The sequence below is a fragment of the Micromonospora sp. CNB394 genome (assembly GCF_000374985.1).
GTDB lineage: Bacteria > Actinomycetota > Actinomycetes > Mycobacteriales > Micromonosporaceae > Micromonospora > Micromonospora marina.
Genome location: NZ_KB895834.1, coordinates 14493 through 32298, shown reverse-complemented (window position 1 = coordinate 32298; position 17806 = coordinate 14493). Strand labels below are relative to the sequence as shown.

The window sequence follows — 17806 nt, the reverse complement described above, 5'->3', positions numbered from 1 at the left end:
AGCCCCTGAGCCTCACCACGCCGAAGCTGGCGCGTACGCCGTAGCATCGACGGCATGAGGACGATTGTGGTGTCGCTCGCGGTGGCCGCGGTGCTGTTTGTCGCGCTCGTCGCCTTCGTCGCCCGGCGGGACCGGACGAGACGCCCGCCGGACGAGGACTCGGCTGTCGTCCGCCGGGCCGCCGCCGACCAGCACCGGCACGACGCGCAGCGGCAGGCCGCGTCGGGGATCGCGGAGCGGCACCGCAACCCGCCGAGCACGTAGGCACGACCGGGAGGCCCGCCGAACTTCCCGTACGCGTGCAGCCAGTCGGCTTACTCGGTGGCGGTCCGGCCCGCTGTGACCTCGACCTGCTCGCGGTGCTCACCGACGAGCCGGACGAGAAGCTCCTCGACGTACTCGCCGAACTGCACGCGGACCTCGACCGGCGGCACCCGCGGTGGGCCGGCCGGGTCGAGGTGGAATGCGTGTCACTGCACGCGGTGCGCTCCGGCGCCGGCGGCACCATCTCGTCGTACGCCGGCCGTCAGCTCTGTCGGCCGGTCGGGCGCCGCCGCGAAGGTGACCGGCGCACCGAACGCGGCCCGCCGGGCGGCGCGGCGCAACGCGGCGAGGACGGCCGGACCGGCGAGGACGATCGCCACGGCGGTGGTGATCGCCCGGCCGGTGTCCCAGCCGAAGGTGGAGGTGACGGCGGTGAACAGGGCGAGGCGGTGCAGGTTCTCCAGTACGGGCGCACCGGCGACGTACGACAACTGGGTGTCCGCGCCGACGCTGAACGGCCAGAACCACAGGTTCATCAGCAGGCCGTAGCCGTAGGCGGCGAGCGCGCCGTAGCCGGCCAGGACGGCGGTCTCGGCCCGGCCGCGCAGCCGGGCCGGGAGCAGGCCGGCGCCGAGGCCGATCCAGGAGGCGCAGAGCATCTGGAACGGCAGCCACGGTCCGACGCCCGCGGTGAGCAGGGCGGACGCGAACAGCGACGTGGAGCCGAGCAGGAACCCGAAGCCGGGTCCGAAGACCCGGCCGGCGAGGACGAGCAGGAAGAACACCGTTTCGATGCCCGCGGTTCCCGCGCCCAAAGGGCGCAGGGCGGCGTTGACGGCAGCGAGCACGCCGAGCATCGCGAGGGCTTTGCTGTCGATACCGCCGGAGGTGAGTTCGGCGAGGGTGAGCGCCACGAGTACCGGCAGCATGACGAGGAAGACCAGCGGCGCCTCGGCGGTTCGGGCGGTGCTCTCCGGGTGCGCCGGGACGAAGAAGGGCCAGGTGAAGGTGGCCAGCGCGGCGGCCGAGGCGAGGGTCAGCACCACTGCGGTGCGCGGGGCTACCCGCAGCACGCTCACGCCGGCGCCCTGGTCGCGCTGATCGCGGCGGCGACCTGTTCCACTGTCAACCACGGTGCGGGGGCGAGGACCTTGGCCACCTGCGGCGCGAACGCCGGGGAGGCGAGCATGACCTCCGCGGTGGTGCCGTCGGCGACCGTCTCCCCCTCGGCCATCACGATCACCCGGTCGGCGAGGGTCGCGACGAGTTCGACGTCGTGGGTGGCGACCACCACGGCGCGGCCGTCGCCGGCCAGCATCCGGACGATGGCGCTGAACTGCCGCTTCGCGTGGTAGTCCAGTCCGCGGGTCGGCTCGTCGAGCAGGACCACCGGCGGCGCGGCCGTGAGCTGTACGGCAAGCGCGAGGGCGAGCCGCTGTCCCTCGGACAGGTCCCGGGGGTGCCGGTCGCCGGGCAGGCCGGGGGTGATCCGGTCCAGCAGGGCCCGGCAGGCGCCGTCCGCCGCGCCGGTCTCCCGGTCGGCCTGGGCGCACTCCGCGTCGACGGTTTCCAGGTAGAGCAGGTCGCCGGAGTTCTGCGGGACGAGGCCGACGTACCGGCGGGCCTGCCCGGCCCGCAGGGCCTCGGGGTCGGCGGTGCCCCGGGGCCCGGTCACGGCGACGGTGCCGCCGTGGCGGGGGCCGCTGCCCTGTACCGCCCACAGCAGGCTGGACTTGCCGGATCCGTTGCGGCCCATCAACGCGACGATCTCGCCCGGTCGCAGATCGAGGTCGACGCCGGCCACCGCGACGGTTCCCGGGTACCGTACGACGATCTTCCGGGCGGTCAGCGTGGGGCAGGTGTCCGCGGCCACCGGAGCCGGTGGCGGCTCCGCGCCGGCGAGCCGGTGCCGCAGGTCGGAGGCCCGCCGGCGGGCGTCGCGGACCGACAACGGCAGCGGTGTCCAGCCGGCGAGGCGACCCAGCTCGATCAGGGGCGGTGCGATGTCGATGTGGGTCAGCGCCGTCGCGGGCGTGCCGTCGTGCACGTGGCCGTCGCCGGGCAGGTACAGCAGCCGGTCGGCGTACTGGAGCACGCGCTCCAGCCGGTGCTCGGCCAGAACCACTGTCACGCCGAGGTCGTGCACCAGCCGGGTGACTGTGGCGAGCACGTCCTCCGCTGCGGTGGGGTCCAGCGCGGAGGTGGGTTCGTCGAGCACCAGCACCCGGGGGTGCGCGGTGAGCACCGCGCCGATGGCGACGCGCTGCTGCTGTCCGCCGGACAGCGTCCGCAGAGGCCGGTCCCGCAGGTCGGCGATGCCGAGCAGGTCCAGGGTCTCCTCCACCCGCTTGCGCATCACGGCCGGCGGCAGGGCGAGCTGTTCCATCCCGTACGCCAGTTCCTCCTCGACGGTGTCGGTGACGAAGCCGGCCAGCGGGTCCTGGCCGACGACGCCGACGACGTCGGCGAGGTCGCGCGGCGGGTGCGTTCGGGTGTCCCTGCCGTCGACGGTGACGGCACCGTGCAGGGTGCCGCCGGTGAAGTGCGGGACGAGGCCGTTGATCGCCCGCAGCAGCGTCGACTTTCCGGCGCCGGTACGGCCCGCGACCAGGCAGAGTTCACCCTCGTCGATGTGCAGCGTCACGTCCCGCAGCGGCGGCGGGCCGCCCTCGGCGTACTGGACCGTGACCCGGTCGAAAGTGATCATGGGCGGTCCCCCGGTGAGGTTGTCGTCGGCACGGGGACGGGCGGGTCCGCCACCGGCGGGCGGTGGACCCGCACCACGGGCGGTGGTGGTGCCAGCCAGGCCGGCGCCGCGGCGACGCCGACGGCGAGAAGCATCAGCGGGGTCAGCTGGGGCCAGGTGAGCGGGCTGACCGGAGGGTAGAGCAGCTGCGGGTCCACCGTCCCGGCGAGCATGGTCAGTGCCGCGGCGGCCACCCCGCAGCCCGCCACGAGCAGTTCGGCCGGGAGCCAGCGGTCCGGTCGGTAACGGCTGCGGCGGACCCGGCGCCCGGCCAGCAGCATGCCGGTCACGGCGGCTGTCAGTCCAGCCAGAAGCATCGGCAGCCCCAGATAGCCGGGTGCGGCGCTGTCGAGCAGCCCGTAGGTGCCGGCGCACACGCCGACCAGCCCGCCGAGGACGAGCCCTCCGGTGATGGTCCGCTGCCCGGCGGGCACCGCGCCGGTGCGGCCGTAACCGCGGGAGTCCATCGCCGCCGCGAGCGCCAGGGACCGGTCCAGCGCGTCAGCCAGCACCGGCAGTGCGATCCCGCGCAACGCCCGTACCCCCCGCCCGGTCGCGCCCCGCAGCCGCCGGGCCCGGCGGACCCGGAGCACGCTCTCCACCAGCTGCGGGGCGACCGACAGCGCGACCACGACGGCGGTGCCGACCGCGTACAGGGCACCGGGTACGGCCTTGAGCAGCCGCTTCGGATTCGCCAGGGCGTTCGCCGCGCCGAGGCAGATCAGCATCGTCGCCAGCCGCAGCCCGTCGTAGAAGCCGCCGAGGATCTGCTCGACGGCGACCGGCCCGAACAGGCGGATACCCGCCGCCCACTCCGGCAGCGGGATCTCCGGCAACCGGACCAGCACGTGCTCGCCCTGACCGCCGCCGAACACGATCCGGAACACCACCCGCATCGCGACGATCACCACGCCGAGCCAGACGTACATGCGGAACGCCAGCGCCCACGGCGCGTCGCCGCGCCGGCGTACCACCACCAGCGCGGCGACGGCGACGAGCAGTGCGAGCGGCAGCGGGTTCGTGGTGTGGCTGGCCGCGGTGGCCAGGCCGAGCGCCCACAGCCACCACGCGCCCGGGTGCAGCCCCCGGGGCAGCCACCATGCGGACCAGCGAGCCGGCCGGCGACCGGCGTCAGCGGTCGTGCCCGCGTCAGTCATCCGGGTCGGCGGCACGGCGCCGTCGCGCGGCGACCAGCGCGCCGGCGGCGAGCACGACCAGCAGCAGCACCCCGGCGATCGTGCCCAGCGGCAGATTGTCGTCCGCGCGGGACGCGGCGACGTCGGTCACCACGGGCTCGTCGGAGGAGCCCTCCGGTGCCCCGGTGGTGGCAGCGCCCGGTGTCGCGCTGGGGCCGGCGCCCGGTGTCGCGCTGGTGGCAGCGCCCGGTGTCGCAGCCGAGGCCGGGCCGCCCGGCGTGCCGGCCGACGGTGACGTGCCGGCGGGAGTCGACGGGCCGGACGTGCCGGCCGGCCGGCCGGGTTCACCAGGTCGGCCGCCGCCGGCCGGCGGCGGTACGACGGGTCCTCCCGCCGGTGGTGGCACCGCCGGTCCGCCGCCTGCCGGTGGCGGTGGAGGCGGTGGCGGTGGCGGGGGCGGAGGGGGCGGTGGTGGTGGGGCGGGTCGTTTCGGCGCCACCCCCGGGCGCGGCGCGTCGTTGGCGTCACGGTTGAGGGAGAACGACCAGCCCTCGAAGCTGCCGGCCGGTGGCTTGCGGTTGAGCACGCCCTTGTCGCTGTACGTCCAGCTGCCGCCGTTCGGGGCGTACCAGTACGACCAGTAGGCGCTGGCCGGCGGCGTGTCGACGCACTTCTCCGCCGCAGCCGACGGCTTGCCCTCGATCCGGCAGATGAACCCCTCGCCCCAGCGCAGGGTGCCGGTGATCTGGAAGCCCGCGTTCTTCAGCGCCGCCAGGCCGGTGGCCTGGGTGCCCCGAGCGCAGCGCACGACAGTCCCGCCGCCGAGTTCGTTGAAGTCCACCACGACGGTGACCCCGGAGGAGTCCGGGCAGTAGCCGGCCGACCCGGCGGCCACCGCCGGGCTACCCGGCCCGATCACCGTGGCGGCGGTGACCAGGGCGGCGACCAGCCCGCTCCGGGCGACCCGGAGGCTCATCCCGCCCGCCGCCGGCCGAGCACGAGCAGCGTCACTCCGCCACCGACCAGCAGTAGGGCGACCAGCAGGTAGCTGGTGATCGCCGCGCCGGTGGTCGGCAGCCCACCCAGTCCTGGCGCGGCCGGCGTCGTGCTCGGCGGAGCGGCGGCGGTCGGCACCGCGGCGGTGGTCGGCACTGCAGTGGTGGTCGGTGCCGCGGTGGTGGTCGGTGCCGCGGTGGGGGGCGAGGGCGGCTGCGACGGGCTTGTCACGGTGGCGCTCGGCGTCGGCGATCCGGTGGCGGTGGGGGATGCGGTGGGTGAGGCCGTGCCGGAGGGGGTGGGGGTGGGCTCCGGGGACGTGGGCGGTGGGTCGAGGCCGATCCGGCCCAGCGGGACCTGGGCCAGCCCGAGCAGGGCCTGCGCGGTGGCCCGGCGCCACTGGTCCCGGTCGGTTTCGGTGATCCCCTTCGCCTTCGCCGCCGTGAGTCCGTCGGTGTTGTAGGCGATCGCACCGGCGTCGGCGGAGGCTGTCCCGCCGTTGTCCGCGGTGAGCTGCAGCGCGGCGAGGGCCTTCGCGGCGCGGGCGGCGTCGTCGTCGCGCCCGGCGGCGGCGAGGGCCTGCCCGGCCAGGCCGGTGCTGTTGGAGTTCGCGCCGGTGGTCGGTCCCGAGCCGCCGAAGGAGCCGTCGGCATGCTGCTGGGTCACCAGCCAGCCGGCGCCCTTGCGCGCGGCGTCACCGGCGCCGATGGCGCCGTCCTCGGCGGCGGCCAGCAGCGCCTGCACGGCCATCGCGGTCGAGTCGACGTCGAGGGTGGCGCCGGGCTGCTCGTCACAGGAGGGAGACGGCCCGTCGGCGGTGTCCGGGTAGAGCCGGAAGCCACCGGCCGCGCACTGCTGCCGGACGAGGAAGTCCACCGTGTCCTGCGGCAGGTCACCGCTGCGGGCCAGGCCCAGCACGGCGAACGACTGGTCGAAGGTGTTACTGGCGTCCGGGCCGCTGTCGGCGGTGGTACGGCTGGTGATCCGTCCCCGCTGGTGACCGGCGTCCGCTCCGGCGATCAGCGACAGCGTCTCCTTCCGCAGGTCGTAGCCGCCGAAGTCGGTGGGGTCGGCGCCGGCGGCGGAGGCGGCGTAGAGCAGCTTGGCGGTGGCACCGCCGTCGGTGAAGCCCTCGAATCCCCAGTCGTCGTAGCTGTTGTAGGAGCGCACGTGCTTGGCGACCTGCGCGGTCGCCGCCGTCCGGGTGGGCGCGTCGACGCCGGTGGCGGACAGTGCGACCAGGCCGTCGACGGTCAGCCCCCAGTCCTCGGGGGTGAACGGGCCGGGCAGCGAGCCGTCGGTGAACTCGCCGGCCAGCCAGGACGCGGCGTCGCGGGCGGCCGTGACGTGGGCCGGGGTGGGTGCCGCGACCACTGTCAGCGGAGCGCCGGTGATCATGGCAAGGGTCGCCACCGTGGCTGTACCGAGACCGGTGGTGAGACGCCGGGACAGGGGCATCAGGGGTGCCTTTCGCAGAGCGGTCGGTGAAAGCTCCGGAAAGCACCCCGAGAAACGGACACCCCGCTCCGCGTGCTGCGGTGGGCGGGGTGGGCCGGACCTCGGTGGCCCGGACTTCACCGTGTAGACCTCGACAGTGGAAGCCGCTCGTCCCGGGCGGGGCATTCCGGCTCGCGAAAAGGGGACTCTCGCTCACGGTTGCGGGTCAGCGCCGGCTTCGCACCGGCTTCCCCCCGCACGGGACGTATGCAGTTGTGTGCCCGGCGTGCACCGGGTGCCGACACCGTACCGCTCGGGCGCGCGACGACGCCAGAGCGCAGACCGGCACCCGGTGCGCCGCTTGTCACACCGCTGCCGCGGCTCAGGGTGCGGCGATACCCGGCGGGGCGCCCGCCCCGAAGGACCAGCCCTCGACACTGCCCGGCGCGGGGTTGTAGCTGGTCGCTCCCGAGGTGCTGTAGGACCAGGAGCCGCCGCTGGGTGCGTGCCAGTACGACCAGTACGCGGTGACCGGCGGGGTGTTGACGCACGGCTCGGTCGCGGCGGTGGGCTTGCCGTTGATCCGGCAGACGAAGGCCAGACCCCAGCGGGCGGTACCGGTGACGGTGAAGCCGGCGGCCTGCAGCGCGGCCAGGCCCGTGGCCGGGTCACCGGGGGCACAGCCGACCTGGACACCGCCGCCGAGCGCGGCGAAGTCGACGACCACTGTGACTCCCGAGGTGCCGACGCAGGCGGCGGCGTGCGCCGCCCGGGGCGTGGGTTCGACGGCGGTCAGCGCGACGCCCGCCACGACGGCGGCCAGCAGACCGGCCAGCCAGTTGCGGACTGTGGAACGGGGACGGAACACGGATCCTCCTGTGATCGGGTGAGCGGCGAGAGGGTTCACGGGCAGGTAGGCGCCGGTGCGCCGGAATCGGCGCCGGTGGCCGACAAGCGGGCGTACCCGGTCCCGGTGAGGCCGAGGACGGCCTGCGCGGTGGCCCGGGGTGCGGTGGCCGGGTCGAAGCCGCCGCCGTCGAAGTCGACCGCGCCCCGGTCCGCCGGTGCGGCGGCGCAGCCGAGCTGGAGACCGGCGAGGAAACCCCGGGCGCGCGCCCAGGCCAGCGGCCGGTGGCCGTCGCGCAGGGCCTGCGCGGCGAGGCCGGTGCTGTTGGCGTTGGGCGTGCCGGCGACGTTGGTGAAGCCGCCGTCGGCGCCCTGGACGGACACCAGCCAGCGCACCCCTGCGGCGGCGTCGGCCGGACGCCCCGCGGCGCGCAGCGCCTGCGTCGCGAGCGCCGTGGCGTCCACGTCGGACGAGCAGACCGGCTGCGCGGGCAGCAGCGGGTAGCCGCCGTCCGGGCACCGGGTGCCGGCCAGCCAGGCAGCCGCCGCAGGAGGCGCACCCAGCGCGGTGCGGTCCAAGGCGAGGATCGCGAAGGACTGGCTGAACGCGTTGCTGTAGTCGCCGTACGCGGAGCGGTCGCTGAACCGGCCGTCCGGCGTCTGGAGCGAACGCAGCCGGGCGATCAGGTCCACCCCGCCGACGTCGGCCGGGTCGCCGCCGCGCACCTGCACGGCGAGCGCGAGCTTGGCTGTCGCACCCGCGTACGCCTCGGAGACACCGTCGCCGAGGTAGCCGTCGCGGACGTCCGGCCGGGTGACCCAGGCCAGCGCGTCGGCGCCGTAGTCGTCGGCGGCGCCCGCCGCGGCGAAGGCGAACACGGCGTCGAGGGTCAGCCCCTGGTCGGGGTAGGCGACACCGTCGAAGACCACCTCGAAGCGTTCGCCGTCGACGAGTTGCCGGGCGAGCCAGCCGGCGGCGGCCTCCGGGCGGGTGACTCCGGCGCGCTCGGGTGCGGCGACGGCTGGTGTGGTGAGGGTGAGGGCGGCGAGCACGCCGCAGAGGAGCGCGAGCAGGCGGTGCCGGCTTCGGCGGACGACCATCGGAAGCGCCTTTCCGGCCCGGCGGTCGTCGAAAGCCCTACCGACGCGGCAACGCCGGGTCGGTAGGGACTCCGACCCGTGGGCCACGACGGGTGGGGAGCGGATGCACGCGTACGACGGGTATTCGGGCTCGCCGCCCAGAGTCCACTGGACGGCCTACCGTTGCGGGCCAGCGCCGGATTTCGACCGGTCTTCCCCCGCACGTACGCGCGTTGGTTCAGTTGTCGCGACAGTCTTATGTGGCCGCTGCTCCGATGTCAATGCGCCAGGAGCCGGACACGCGCCGTGACGGGTGGTCGGAGTCGGCGTTCTCACGTCCGCCGCCGTCGGAGAGGGTCGTGGCAGCCCTTCCGATCGAACTGGCGGAATCGTCGCCCCGGCCGGCGTCCGTCACCCGGGCGATTGAGCAGGTCACGGCCGGGGTAGTGGCCCTCCTCGCGGAAGATCAATCGGCGGCCCGTCCCGGTCCGCCCGGCGAGAGGGGTACCACCGGTGCGGACCTGGGTACGCGACGCCGCCGCGCGGTTGCGCGGCGAGGCGATGACGGTGGTCGAGCTGACCGCCGCCGCTGTGGTCGCGTGGATCGTGGCGGCGGTGGTGATCCGTCATCCGGACCCGTTCTTCGCACCGACCGCCGCGCTCGTGGTGCTCGGCGAGTCCCGCGGCCGGCGGCTGCGGCAGACCGTCGAGATCCTGCTCGCCGTGGCAGCCGCGGTGCTCGTCGCGGAGCTGCTGGTGTACGCGCTGGGCCCGGGCACCGGGACGGTCCTGCTGGTGCTGCTGCTGACCACCACCACGCTCGTGGCGATCGGGGCCCGTCGTGCGCTGGTCGTGCAGGCCACCGTCTCGGCGATGTACCTGGTGGTGGTCTCCGCGCCGAACGGGACGCTGATGCCGTTCCGCTTCGTCGACGCGCTCATCGGCGGCGTGGTGGCGCTCGCCGCCAGTCAGCTGATGGCCGCCCGCGACCCGCTGGCGCCACTGGTGGCGCAGGCCCGGCGCAGCTACACCGACCTGGCCGACCTGCTCGACCGGGTCAACGCGGCACTGCGGGGCTGCGACGAGGACGCCGCCCGCGCCGCGCTGGACCGGGCGCGGCAGGTGGACGACTGTGTCGCCGAGATGCAGGCCGCGGTGCTCGCCACCGGCGAGACGCTGCGGCTCGGACTGCGCCGCCGGCACCTGGGCAAGCTCGCCGAGGTGGAGGCCACGTTGCGGCAGCTCGACTACGCCGCCCGCAACATCCGGGTGCTGGCCCGGGCCGGCGTTACCCTGACCCGCCGGCACACCGCCACACCGCCGGAGCTGGCCGCCGCGATCGGCGCGCTGACCTCCGCCGTACGGTCGGCTGGTGAGGCCATGGCCCGCGACCTCACCGGCGCCGACGCCGACCGGCACGCGCAGCGGGCCGACGCCGCGGCCCTGGAGGCGGTGCGGCTCGCCGCGGGCCTGCTGCGGACCGACTCGCCGCTGCCGGTCACCATGATCGTCGGGCAGATCCGGGCGACCGCGATCGACCTGCTGCGCGGCGTCGGCCACGACGACGTGACGGTGCTGGACCGGGTGGACGAGGCGCTCGGCCTGAGCCGGGCGTGACACCCGTCGGCCGCCGGAGCCGACTCGCCAGCGGCTGACAGGACGCTACGTCGTGAAGTAGGCGGCGCTCTCCGCGTCGGCCGGGTAGTAGGACTCGATCGCGATCTCGTCGACCGTGATGTCCATCGGGGTGCCGAACGTGGTGATGGTCGAGAACAGCCGCAGCTCCCGTCCGCCGACGCGAAGGATCATCGGTAGCACGACGTCCGTCTCGATCCGGTGACCCGGCGTATCGTCCGGCTCGGGCGCCAGCAGCTCTTCGTAGAGCGCGGTGAGTTCAGGGTCGGGAGCAGTGGCGAGCTGGCGGGAGATCCGGGCGCGGAACACCGCGCGCACGTCGGCCAGATTGACGACCATGCGCGCGAGACCGCGCGGGTCCAGTCCCAGCCGCACCAGGTTGACCGGCGGCCGCAGCAGGTCCGGAGCCACCTGTGCGAAGAACGGGTCGACGGCGCGGTTGGTCATCACGATGTTCCACCGGCGATCGAAGACCACCGCCGGGTAGGGCTCGTGGGCGCGGAGGACCCTCCGGACGGCGTCGTGGACGGCTGACAGCGCGTTGTGGTCGAGCGACCGCTCGGCGTACCGGGGTGCGAAGCCCCCGGCGAGCAGCAGCCGGTTGCGATCACGCAGCGGCACCTGGAGCTGATCCGCGAGTCGAAGGATCATGTCGGGGCTCGGCTTGGACCTGCCGGTCTCGACCAGGCTGACGTGACGAGCCGAGACGTCCGCAGCTATCGCGAGGTCCGGTTGGCTGAGTCCCCGGTGCTGCCGCCACTGCCGCAGGAGTTCCCCGACCGTGTGCACGCTGATGGAGCGTACTCATCGTTGCGCCGGACGCCATGAAATCCGAGTTCATCGACAGCCGGGGCGGCCACGCGAACACTGCATCCATGACCACGGCGAACAAGAGCATCGTCCAACGGGCGCTGGCGGGACTGATCGAGACGGGCGACGTCGATGCGCTCGCCCGGTTCCTGAGTGACGACTTCGTCCACCACAGGCCGGGTTCCACCACGTCGACGAAGGTGGAGTGGCTCGCCGCCGTCCGCGACGCGCTGGTACCGCTCGCCGGTGTGCAGGTCGAGATCCATCAGGTGCTGGCCGACGGCGATCACGTCGTGATGTACTCGCGGCGCCGGCTTCCCGGCGCAGGGCCGGAGATCGCGGTCGTCGACATCTGGCGGATCGACGACGGGCTGATCGCCGAGGCGTGGGAGGTCATCGAGCCGGTGGCCCAGGTGGCCGCCAACCGCACGTGGTGGGAACCTGCTCAGCGCTGACCACGCGTAAGCCACCTGCGATGCCGGATCGGGGCAGCGGTGTGACGATGGGCCGCCGATCCTTTCGCGCTGATCGCCGACTGGGACCGCCCCGCACCGGACACCAGACGACACCGCCGGGTGCCCGAGCCGACCCGCCCTCGTCCCGAACCCCGTCGCCACCCGCTGGGGCGGCCGAGGCGTGCGGGACGCTCTCTTCCGGGACGATCCGCCGGCCTGACCCGCACCGTGCCTGACCACCTGCACCGGCCCTCAGGCATCGGCGAGCAGCCGGTTGGCCAGGGCCCGCACCTCGTCCTTGAGTTCGTCCGGCCGGTCGATCGTGAATCGCCAGCCGAGCCCGGCGAGCATCTGTGCCGCGCCGTCGAGCCGTTCGGCCCGGGCGGTGAGGCGCACCCCGCCGGGCACCTCGGTGAGCGTGCCGACCGACTGCGGGATCCGCCGCTGCGCCTGCTCCAGGCCGGTGTGCAGGACGACGGAGATGTCGTGCGTGTACGGCACGGCTGCCAGACCAGCGAGCACCTGCGTGGTGGGATCGAAGCCGGCCGGGATGTCGAACCTGCCCTGGGTGGGACGGGCTGTCCCGATGCGGTCGAGCCGGAACGTCCGTACGGCCCGGCGGTGGTGGTCGTGACCGGTGACGTACCAGCGGCCGGCGTGGAAGACCAGCCCGTACGGGTCGAGCCGGCGCTCGCCGGACCGGCCGCGCCAACTGGTGTAGGTGATGATCACCGGTTGCTGACGCCGGGCCGCTTCGGCGAGCACCAGCAGCACCTCGGTGCCGGGCGGGGCGGGCCTGCGGACCGGTGCGGTGAAGTCCACGGTGCCCAGCAGCGAATCGATGCGCCGGGCGAGGACGGCCGGCAGCACCCGGCGGATCTTCGCGGTGGCGCTCTCGGCGGCTGCTCCTTCGGCGGTGACGAGCCCCGCCCGGGTGGCGGCGACGAGCCCGAGCATGACGGCGACCGCCTCCTCGTCGGTGAGCATGAGTGGCGGCAGCTTGTATCCGGGCGCGAGCCGGTAGCCGCCGTAGCGACCGCGCCGGGCCTCGACGGGGATGCCGAGGTCGGCGAGGTGTACGGCGTAGCGGCGGACCGTGCGTTCGTCGACGTCCAGCCGCCCGGCCAGGTCAGCGACGGTGAAGCCGCCACCGGCCTGGAGGATCTCCAGCAACGCCAGGACGCGCGCAGTGGGTCGTGCCAAGAATCCGACTCCTCATCCGGGCGGAATCTGTCCGGTATTGATCGTAGCGTGTGATGCATGACGACATTCGTACTGGTCCCCGGGTTCTGGCTCGGCGCGTGGGCCTGGCGCCCGGTCACCGCTGCCCTGCGTGAGCACGGCCACGAGGTGTACCCGTTGAGCCTGACCGGCCTGGGCGAGCGCGCCCACCTGGCCCGCCCGGACACCGACCTCGACGTCCACGTCACCGACGTGGTCAACCTGCTGCGCTACGAGGACCTGCACGACGTGGTCCTCGTCGGGCACAGCTACGCCGGCGCGGTCGTGACGACAGCCGTTGCCGACCGGATGACCGACCGCATCGCCCAGCTGGTCTTCGTCGACACCGGCCCACTGCCCGACGGGGCGGCGAACGACGACTTCAGCCCGCCGCAGGAGCGGGCACGAAACGCGGCGGTGGTCGCCGAACACGGCGACGGCTGGCGGCTGCCACCCCCGCAGTGGGCCGACCTGGCGGCGACAGCACCGGATGTGGACGAGTCGGTCGTCGCGCTGCTCGATGAGCGGTCGGTGGCCCAACCGTGGGCGACCGCCACCACCCCGGTGCGGCTCACCGGGGCGTGGGAGAAGCTGCCCCGCCTCGGCGTCCTGTCGAGCTTCACCGCCGAGCAGACACGCGAGATGGCCGCCACCGTGCCGCTGTGCCGGCACATGGCCGGTGACTCGTGGCGGTACGAGGAACTGCCGACGTGGCACTGGCCGATGCTCAGCCGGCCGGCCGAGCTGGCCCGGATCCTGCACGAAGCCGGGCCGACGGCACAGCCCGCGGTGCCCGGGCGACCCGCCTGAGCTACTCGCCGGTCGGGCCGCCTGCCAGTTCCGCCACGATGTCCAGGTGCCCGAGGTGGCGGGCGTACTCCTGCACGAGGTGGAACAGCACCCGCTCCAGCGACGCCGGGTCGGCGCCGTCCCAACGCTCACCGGGCGCGCCGACCGCGTCGAGGTCACTGCCCTCCACCACCGCCCGCGTGTGCCGGCCCTGGGCGCGCAGCGCGGCCAGCAGGTCGGTCCGGGTCTCCTCCGGCCCGACGCACCACCGGTCGTCGCGCCGGTCACCCCACGGGTCGCCGACGTCGCGCCCCTGGAACCCCCACTCGATCCAGCGCAGCTCCACGTACCGCAGGTGCTTGACCAGTTCCAGCGGCGTCCACCCGGACGGCAGCGCGCTGCGGCGTACGTCGTCCTCGGACAACGCGAACACCTTCGCCACCACCGTTTCCCGGAAGTAGTCGAGGTAGCGCAGGAACACTTCCGTACGTCCGGCGGCCGGAACGGTTGGCGAAGGAAACTCGATGGTCACCCGACCAGTATCCGCAGGCCCAAGTGGGCCGCGCACCACACGAGCCAGTGTCGCAGGTGGTTGCGGCGGACCTCGGACGGCCTCTCCGCCAACGGTTCCTACACTCGGCTGGTGCCGGAACCGCGCTTCGAGATGGTGATCGCCCACGTCTTCGACGTCACGGGCCGCCCAGTGATCGTGTCCGGGTCGGATCAGGCTTGATATGAGGTCAGACGGGCTGATCACGCGCTGCCCGGCTCGGTTCGGCTGGCACGGATGCTGTACGTCGCTGCTGTACTGCCGGCATGGGCTGGTCGGCCGCCCTGGTCCAACCGAGGAAGCGACAGTGCAGCACCCCCGCCGGCGTCCAGGGCATGTCCTCGGTGGCCTGGACGAGGTAGGCACCGAGGTAGAGGGCCAGCGACACCGGCGCATCCTCGTACTCCGCGCGCAGTTCGCGCTTGCGGGTCGGACACGGCCAGGGCAGATCACAGCCGCCACAGCTCCAAACCGGCATGACCGGGCCGTGGGTGGTCACCGCACACCCTCCAGGAACCGCGCGGTGGTCGCCCGCGCCTGCCGACTCGTCGCCCATTCCACCTGCCAGCACGGGTACGGAGTCAGCCGCGCCCACCACGCCCGGCACCCGGCACACATGCCGTCGAGCCCTCGTACATGAACCGCGACGATCGACTGTTCCTGCCCGCCGGTCACTGCTCACCCTCCCGCGGCCAGTGGCCCCGATTGATCGGTATTCGATGCCGGGCGCGGCACGGAAGGTCGGACCCACAGCGGCAGATGCGCCGCCAGAGCCGCCACGACCACACCGGCCGATGCCTGCGAGCAAGAGTCAGCGCGGCGGCAGAAAGGTATTCGTCATACGAGACGCACCGCACGGACCCTCCCCTGGTTCTGAGGGGGACGCGGCGACCAGGCGATATCCGCACCGCCCGCCGCATCCCGTGAGCAGGACGCTACGGTCGGTCGCGGAGCGGAATGGGTAAGGTTTCTACCCCTGGATCACGAGAGGAGCCCGACCTTGACCGCTAGGTCACGGGCGTCGTCACGGCTGGAGCGTGGACCGTTGAGCAGGTCCAAGGTGATCTGGCGGGCGTACCCGTTGAAGCGGATCGTCTCCGGGGCCGACTCGTACGCCTGCCGCAGCGTCGTCACGGCCGCTTCCTTGTCGTCCTTGCCGTAGTGCGCCCGAGCCACCTCGATGAGATGGCGTGCCCGGCGCGGCCTCGACGGGATGGCCGCCGAGTCGTGGCGGCGCGCCTGCCGTACCGCCTCACCGGCCTTCTGCAACTCCACCGCCACTGTCACCGCGTGGGCGCCCATGATGACCCGGGAGAACGACGTCTGCGGCTGATAGAAACTCTCCGGCAGACGCTGCGCCACCCGGTCCGCCCGATCCCAGTACCGCCAGGCCCGGCCTTCCTCGCCGGCACGTGCGGCGGTGTACGCGGCCTCGAAGTTGAGTGCGCCCCACAGGGCCAGCAGGTTCGTGCCCGCGTCGGCCGCCCTCGGCTCCAGAGCCGACAGGACGTCGTGGGTCACCGCCAGGGCGGTGTCCCAGTCCCCGGCATCCCGATGCACCTGGCACAGGAACCATGCCGCGAGGGCCACCGCCTCCGGGTCACCGGAATCCTGCGCTGCCACCATCGCCCGGTCCGCGACCCGCCACAACAATTCGGCAGCCGGTTGGTACGCAAGGAACATCTGCGTCAACCCGAACGTCTCCGCCAGCAGCGACTGCGCCTGCCGACGCTCAACGCCCTCGCACACCAGCGCGGCGCGCTGCACGTCGTGCAGGAGTCTCGGCAGGAGCCCACCCAGCACCGTCCGGTGATCGGACGCCTGATGACGCGCCCGCCACGCCACCGCAAGCCGCTCCCTCAAGCCGGCCAACGACTCCACAGCGGCCCCGTCGGAGAGCACGACACGGTTAACGGCGTCCCGCACCGACGCCAGCGCCGGATGCTCAGGCCCATTTACCACCGCGGACCGGTCGCTCAGCTCGCCGGCCAAGGCGGACACGTCGACCTTCAGTGCCCGCGCGATGCGATCCAGCATGTGGATGCGCGGCGGTAGGATCCGGTCGGTCTCGACCGCCTTGACCCACTCGGCGCTGCGCCCCACCAACCCACCAAGCACCGCGCGAGTCTTTCCGGACCGCTCCCGGTAGACCTTCAAGCGCTGCCCGAAGGTCAGCTCCGGCAAGGATTCCATCCCGACCCTCCTCGTAGCGCGGGATGCGCCATCGACCGCCGCGGCATCAACGCTACCGGCGTGCCTACGGCCGCATAACCCCGAGCACACCGGCATGCTGTTCGGTGTCCTCGTGCTGACGCACACCGGCCGATCAGGAGTCGGGCAAGTCCACCACCGTCCGCACTTACCTGGTCACCCAGGCGAGGTGGATCGGTTGATGGTTGACACTGCGACCTCGGTTGATGTTCGACGCGTCGAGGGGGTGCAACAGCGGATGGCACTTACAGATGGCACGGACCGACAGCATCGACCCGTCGCCCTGGTGACCGGTGCCGGGCGCAACGCCGGCATCGCTGCACCGGTGGTCCTGATGCTGGCTCGGACCGGCTGGGATGTCGGCTTCACCTACTGGACCCCGTACGACGAGCGGATGCCCTGGGGAGCCGACCCCGAGGCCAGGCACCCGGCACGTGAGAGCTGACAATCGCCTGCTGCTGATGCCGTCACTGTTCGCGTGGCCGAACGTCTTCGTCGAGGTCGTCAGTCGAGCGTGAGCCGCAGGTCGGCATCGTCCCAGCCGTCCGAGGCGCACCAGCCTCGCAACCGGCAGCGGTGTGTCCGGGTGCCCTCGGCAGCCTCCGCGTACGCCTGCTCGGGGATCGTCGGGATCCCGGCCCGGGTCAGGTCCTGCAGGGGCGGTGCGCTCACCGGTTGATCGGCGGCCACGATGAAGGAGCCGTCCAGGGTGCGTACCAGTTGCGCGAGGGCACGGGACAATGGCTCCACCGCACCGACGTCCGGCCGGTGGTGGGGATCGACACCGCAGCGCACCAGCAGCAGTGCCCCGTCGAGCACGGTCACCGCGGCGGAGGCGGATCTGCCGCATGTGCCGGCGTGGAAGTAGTGCAGTACCGGAAACGCCAGATGTCGTTCACCAAGCCGGACGAGTTCCGGGGTCAGGCTGGTGAGGTGCTGAGTGAACATGGGGGCGAACTGCCCGTCCGCCCAGCCGCGGCGGACGATGTCGGCCGGATCGGCGCCCAGGGCGGTGATGTGACCGGCGATCGTACGCTTGTCGACCACGGCGGGCACCACCTGCATCAGGTACGTGATGCCCAGGGTGACCAGGAACAGACCGGTGAGCACGGCGACGTTCGTCGCGAGCTGAGCAGCCGCGTTTCCCGGCGTGTAGTCACCGACACCGAGGGTGAAGATCGAGAATCCGGTGTAGTAGAACCTGGACCAACCGTCGGCGGGACGGCCGAACTGGTCGAGCACCGCATCCGGGGTGGCACTGAAGACCAGGAGCCAGCCGAGCCACAGCCCGGTCACCCAGGCCGCGAATGTGACCACCAGCACGCTGGTGCCGGACCAGCGCAGCAGTCGGTGCCGGCGAGGGCCACGGCCGGCGAGCCTGCGAATCAGACGCCAGACGCCCTGCGACACGCGCCGGGTGAGCCAACCGGCCCCGCCCGCCAGGGACAGTGTCGTCAACGCCGCGTCCAGCAGGATCGCCCCCACCACCAGCAGACCGGCCGAAACCAACAGCACACTCATCGCTTCACCCCATTTCGCCCGGCGTCTCGGCTCGCAGAACGCTCCGTACCGGATCAACCTCAGGCACAGCGGCGGCCGGCGCAACTTGCAGGCCGGTGATGCGCGGGGC

19 protein-coding genes and 2 riboswitches are annotated in these 17806 nt (G+C 73.1%); of the genes, 5 read left to right on the top strand and 14 right to left on the bottom strand.

What is annotated here, in order from left to right; genetic code table 11:
* The first annotated feature begins 54 nt into the window (after window positions 1-54).
* Window positions 55-264 (top strand): hypothetical protein, encoded by a 210-nt coding sequence (locus tag C569_RS0113920; RefSeq protein ID WP_036345821.1) that lies wholly within the window; start codon window positions 55-57, stop codon window positions 262-264.
* 206 nt (window positions 265-470) lie between these two features.
* Here C569_RS0113920 and C569_RS30265 read toward each other — a convergent pair whose 3' ends face one another.
* The 7 genes from C569_RS30265 to C569_RS0113880 form a co-directional block, all read right to left on the bottom strand.
* Complete coding sequence (locus C569_RS30265) at window positions 471-1343, bottom strand: ECF transporter S component (protein WP_018786387.1); 873 nt, start codon at window positions 1341-1343, stop codon at window positions 471-473.
* On the bottom strand, window positions 1340-2971 hold the full coding sequence (locus tag C569_RS0113905) for an ABC transporter ATP-binding protein (RefSeq protein WP_018786386.1): 1632 nt from the start codon (window positions 2969-2971) through the stop codon (window positions 1340-1342). Before C569_RS0113905 ends, C569_RS30265 begins: the two co-directional genes overlap by 4 nt.
* Complete coding sequence (locus tag C569_RS0113900) at window positions 2968-4167, bottom strand: CbiQ family ECF transporter T component (protein ID WP_026268126.1); 1200 nt, start codon at window positions 4165-4167, stop codon at window positions 2968-2970. The genes C569_RS0113905 and C569_RS0113900 overlap by 4 nt, the downstream gene beginning before the upstream one ends.
* The gene (locus tag C569_RS0113895) at window positions 4160-5122 is read right to left on the bottom strand and encodes a hypothetical protein (protein WP_018786384.1); all 963 of its coding nucleotides are present in this window, start codon (window positions 5120-5122) and stop codon (window positions 4160-4162) included. Before C569_RS0113895 ends, C569_RS0113900 begins: the two co-directional genes overlap by 8 nt.
* Window positions 5119-6600, bottom strand: coding sequence for a terpene cyclase/mutase family protein (locus tag C569_RS0113890; protein ID WP_018786383.1), 1482 nt, complete (start codon window positions 6598-6600; stop codon window positions 5119-5121). Before C569_RS0113890 ends, C569_RS0113895 begins: the two co-directional genes overlap by 4 nt.
* A 137-nt stretch (window positions 6601-6737) precedes the next feature.
* Window positions 6738-6879, bottom strand: a riboswitch (cobalamin riboswitch).
* 82 nt (window positions 6880-6961) lie between these two features.
* Window positions 6962-7447: a hypothetical protein gene (locus tag C569_RS0113885; protein WP_018786382.1), complete on the bottom strand. Its 486-nt coding sequence runs from the start codon at window positions 7445-7447 to the stop codon at window positions 6962-6964.
* A gap of 35 nt (window positions 7448-7482) precedes the next feature.
* Window positions 7483-8526, bottom strand: a complete 1044-nt coding sequence (locus tag C569_RS0113880; RefSeq protein WP_018786381.1) for a prenyltransferase/squalene oxidase repeat-containing protein — start codon at window positions 8524-8526, stop codon at window positions 7483-7485.
* Between the two features lie 97 nt (window positions 8527-8623).
* A riboswitch (cobalamin riboswitch) is annotated at window positions 8624-8770 on the bottom strand.
* Between the two features lie 248 nt (window positions 8771-9018).
* Here C569_RS0113880 and C569_RS0113875 point away from each other — a divergent pair.
* Window positions 9019-10122: an FUSC family protein gene (locus tag C569_RS0113875; RefSeq protein ID WP_018786380.1), complete on the top strand. Its 1104-nt coding sequence runs from the start codon at window positions 9019-9021 to the stop codon at window positions 10120-10122.
* 45 nt (window positions 10123-10167) lie between these two features.
* Here C569_RS0113875 and C569_RS0113870 read toward each other — a convergent pair whose 3' ends face one another.
* A complete protein-coding gene (locus tag C569_RS0113870; RefSeq protein ID WP_018786379.1) occupies window positions 10168-10929 on the bottom strand; it encodes a helix-turn-helix transcriptional regulator in 762 nt (253 codons plus the stop codon).
* Between the two features lie 86 nt (window positions 10930-11015).
* On the opposite strand from C569_RS0113870, the gene C569_RS0113865 reads away from it, so the two are divergent.
* Complete coding sequence (locus tag C569_RS0113865) at window positions 11016-11405, top strand: nuclear transport factor 2 family protein (RefSeq protein ID WP_026268125.1); 390 nt, start codon at window positions 11016-11018, stop codon at window positions 11403-11405.
* Window positions 11406-11657: 252 nt separating this feature from the next.
* On the opposite strand, the gene C569_RS0113860 is transcribed toward C569_RS0113865, so the two are convergent.
* The gene (locus C569_RS0113860; RefSeq protein ID WP_026268124.1) at window positions 11658-12608 is read right to left on the bottom strand and encodes a YafY family protein; all 951 of its coding nucleotides are present in this window, start codon (window positions 12606-12608) and stop codon (window positions 11658-11660) included.
* Between the two features lie 57 nt (window positions 12609-12665).
* Here C569_RS0113860 and C569_RS0113855 point away from each other — a divergent pair, with 57 nt between their 5' ends.
* On the top strand, window positions 12666-13436 hold the full coding sequence (locus C569_RS0113855; RefSeq protein ID WP_018786376.1) for an alpha/beta fold hydrolase: 771 nt from the start codon (window positions 12666-12668) through the stop codon (window positions 13434-13436).
* 1 nt (window position 13437) lies between these two features.
* Here C569_RS0113855 and C569_RS0113850 read toward each other — a convergent pair whose 3' ends face one another.
* From C569_RS0113850 to C569_RS0113840, 4 genes are all read right to left on the bottom strand, one after another.
* On the bottom strand, window positions 13438-13947 hold the full coding sequence (locus C569_RS0113850; RefSeq protein ID WP_026268123.1) for a DinB family protein: 510 nt from the start codon (window positions 13945-13947) through the stop codon (window positions 13438-13440).
* Window positions 13948-14155: 208 nt separating this feature from the next.
* Window positions 14156-14464: a hypothetical protein gene (locus tag C569_RS30260; protein ID WP_036345817.1), complete on the bottom strand. Its 309-nt coding sequence runs from the start codon at window positions 14462-14464 to the stop codon at window positions 14156-14158.
* Window positions 14461-14640 (bottom strand): hypothetical protein, encoded by a 180-nt coding sequence (locus C569_RS34270; protein WP_081635951.1) that lies wholly within the window; start codon window positions 14638-14640, stop codon window positions 14461-14463. The genes C569_RS30260 and C569_RS34270 overlap by 4 nt, the downstream gene beginning before the upstream one ends.
* Before the next feature lie 306 nt (window positions 14641-14946).
* Entirely contained in the window at window positions 14947-16158 is a 1212-nt protein-coding gene (locus tag C569_RS0113840; RefSeq protein WP_018786373.1) for a helix-turn-helix transcriptional regulator, read from the bottom strand.
* Between the two features lie 256 nt (window positions 16159-16414).
* Here C569_RS0113840 and C569_RS32325 point away from each other — a divergent pair, with 256 nt between their 5' ends.
* Complete coding sequence (locus C569_RS32325) at window positions 16415-16621, top strand: hypothetical protein (protein ID WP_231394791.1); 207 nt, start codon at window positions 16415-16417, stop codon at window positions 16619-16621.
* Window positions 16622-16680: 59 nt separating this feature from the next.
* On the opposite strand, the gene C569_RS0113830 is transcribed toward C569_RS32325, so the two are convergent.
* Entirely contained in the window at window positions 16681-17697 is a 1017-nt protein-coding gene (locus tag C569_RS0113830) for a potassium channel family protein (RefSeq protein WP_036345814.1), read from the bottom strand.
* Between the last annotated feature and the right edge of the window lie 109 nt (window positions 17698-17806).

What these genes read in the sequence shown, in the direction of transcription:
- C569_RS0113920 (WP_036345821.1), top strand. Translation starts at nt 55, where the DNA reads ATGAGGACGATTGTGGTGTCGCTCGCGGTGGCCGCGGTGCTGTTTGTC.
- C569_RS0113905 (WP_018786386.1), bottom strand. Translation starts at nt 2,971, where the DNA reads ATGATCACTTTCGACCGGGTCACGGTCCAGTACGCCGAGGGCGGCCCG.
- C569_RS0113900 (WP_026268126.1), bottom strand. Translation starts at nt 4,167, where the DNA reads ATGACTGACGCGGGCACGACCGCTGACGCCGGTCGCCGGCCGGCTCGC.
- C569_RS0113895 (WP_018786384.1), bottom strand. Translation starts at nt 5,122, where the DNA reads ATGAGCCTCCGGGTCGCCCGGAGCGGGCTGGTCGCCGCCCTGGTCACC.
- C569_RS0113890 (WP_018786383.1), bottom strand. Translation starts at nt 6,600, where the DNA reads ATGCCCCTGTCCCGGCGTCTCACCACCGGTCTCGGTACAGCCACGGTG.
- C569_RS0113880 (WP_018786381.1), bottom strand. Translation starts at nt 8,526, where the DNA reads ATGGTCGTCCGCCGAAGCCGGCACCGCCTGCTCGCGCTCCTCTGCGGC.
- C569_RS0113865 (WP_026268125.1), top strand. Translation starts at nt 11,016, where the DNA reads ATGACCACGGCGAACAAGAGCATCGTCCAACGGGCGCTGGCGGGACTG.
- C569_RS0113855 (WP_018786376.1), top strand. Translation starts at nt 12,666, where the DNA reads ATGACGACATTCGTACTGGTCCCCGGGTTCTGGCTCGGCGCGTGGGCC.
- C569_RS0113840 (WP_018786373.1), bottom strand. Translation starts at nt 16,158, where the DNA reads ATGGAATCCTTGCCGGAGCTGACCTTCGGGCAGCGCTTGAAGGTCTAC.
- C569_RS32325 (WP_231394791.1), top strand. Translation starts at nt 16,415, where the DNA reads ATGGCACTTACAGATGGCACGGACCGACAGCATCGACCCGTCGCCCTG.
- C569_RS0113830 (WP_036345814.1), bottom strand. Translation starts at nt 17,697, where the DNA reads ATGAGTGTGCTGTTGGTTTCGGCCGGTCTGCTGGTGGTGGGGGCGATC.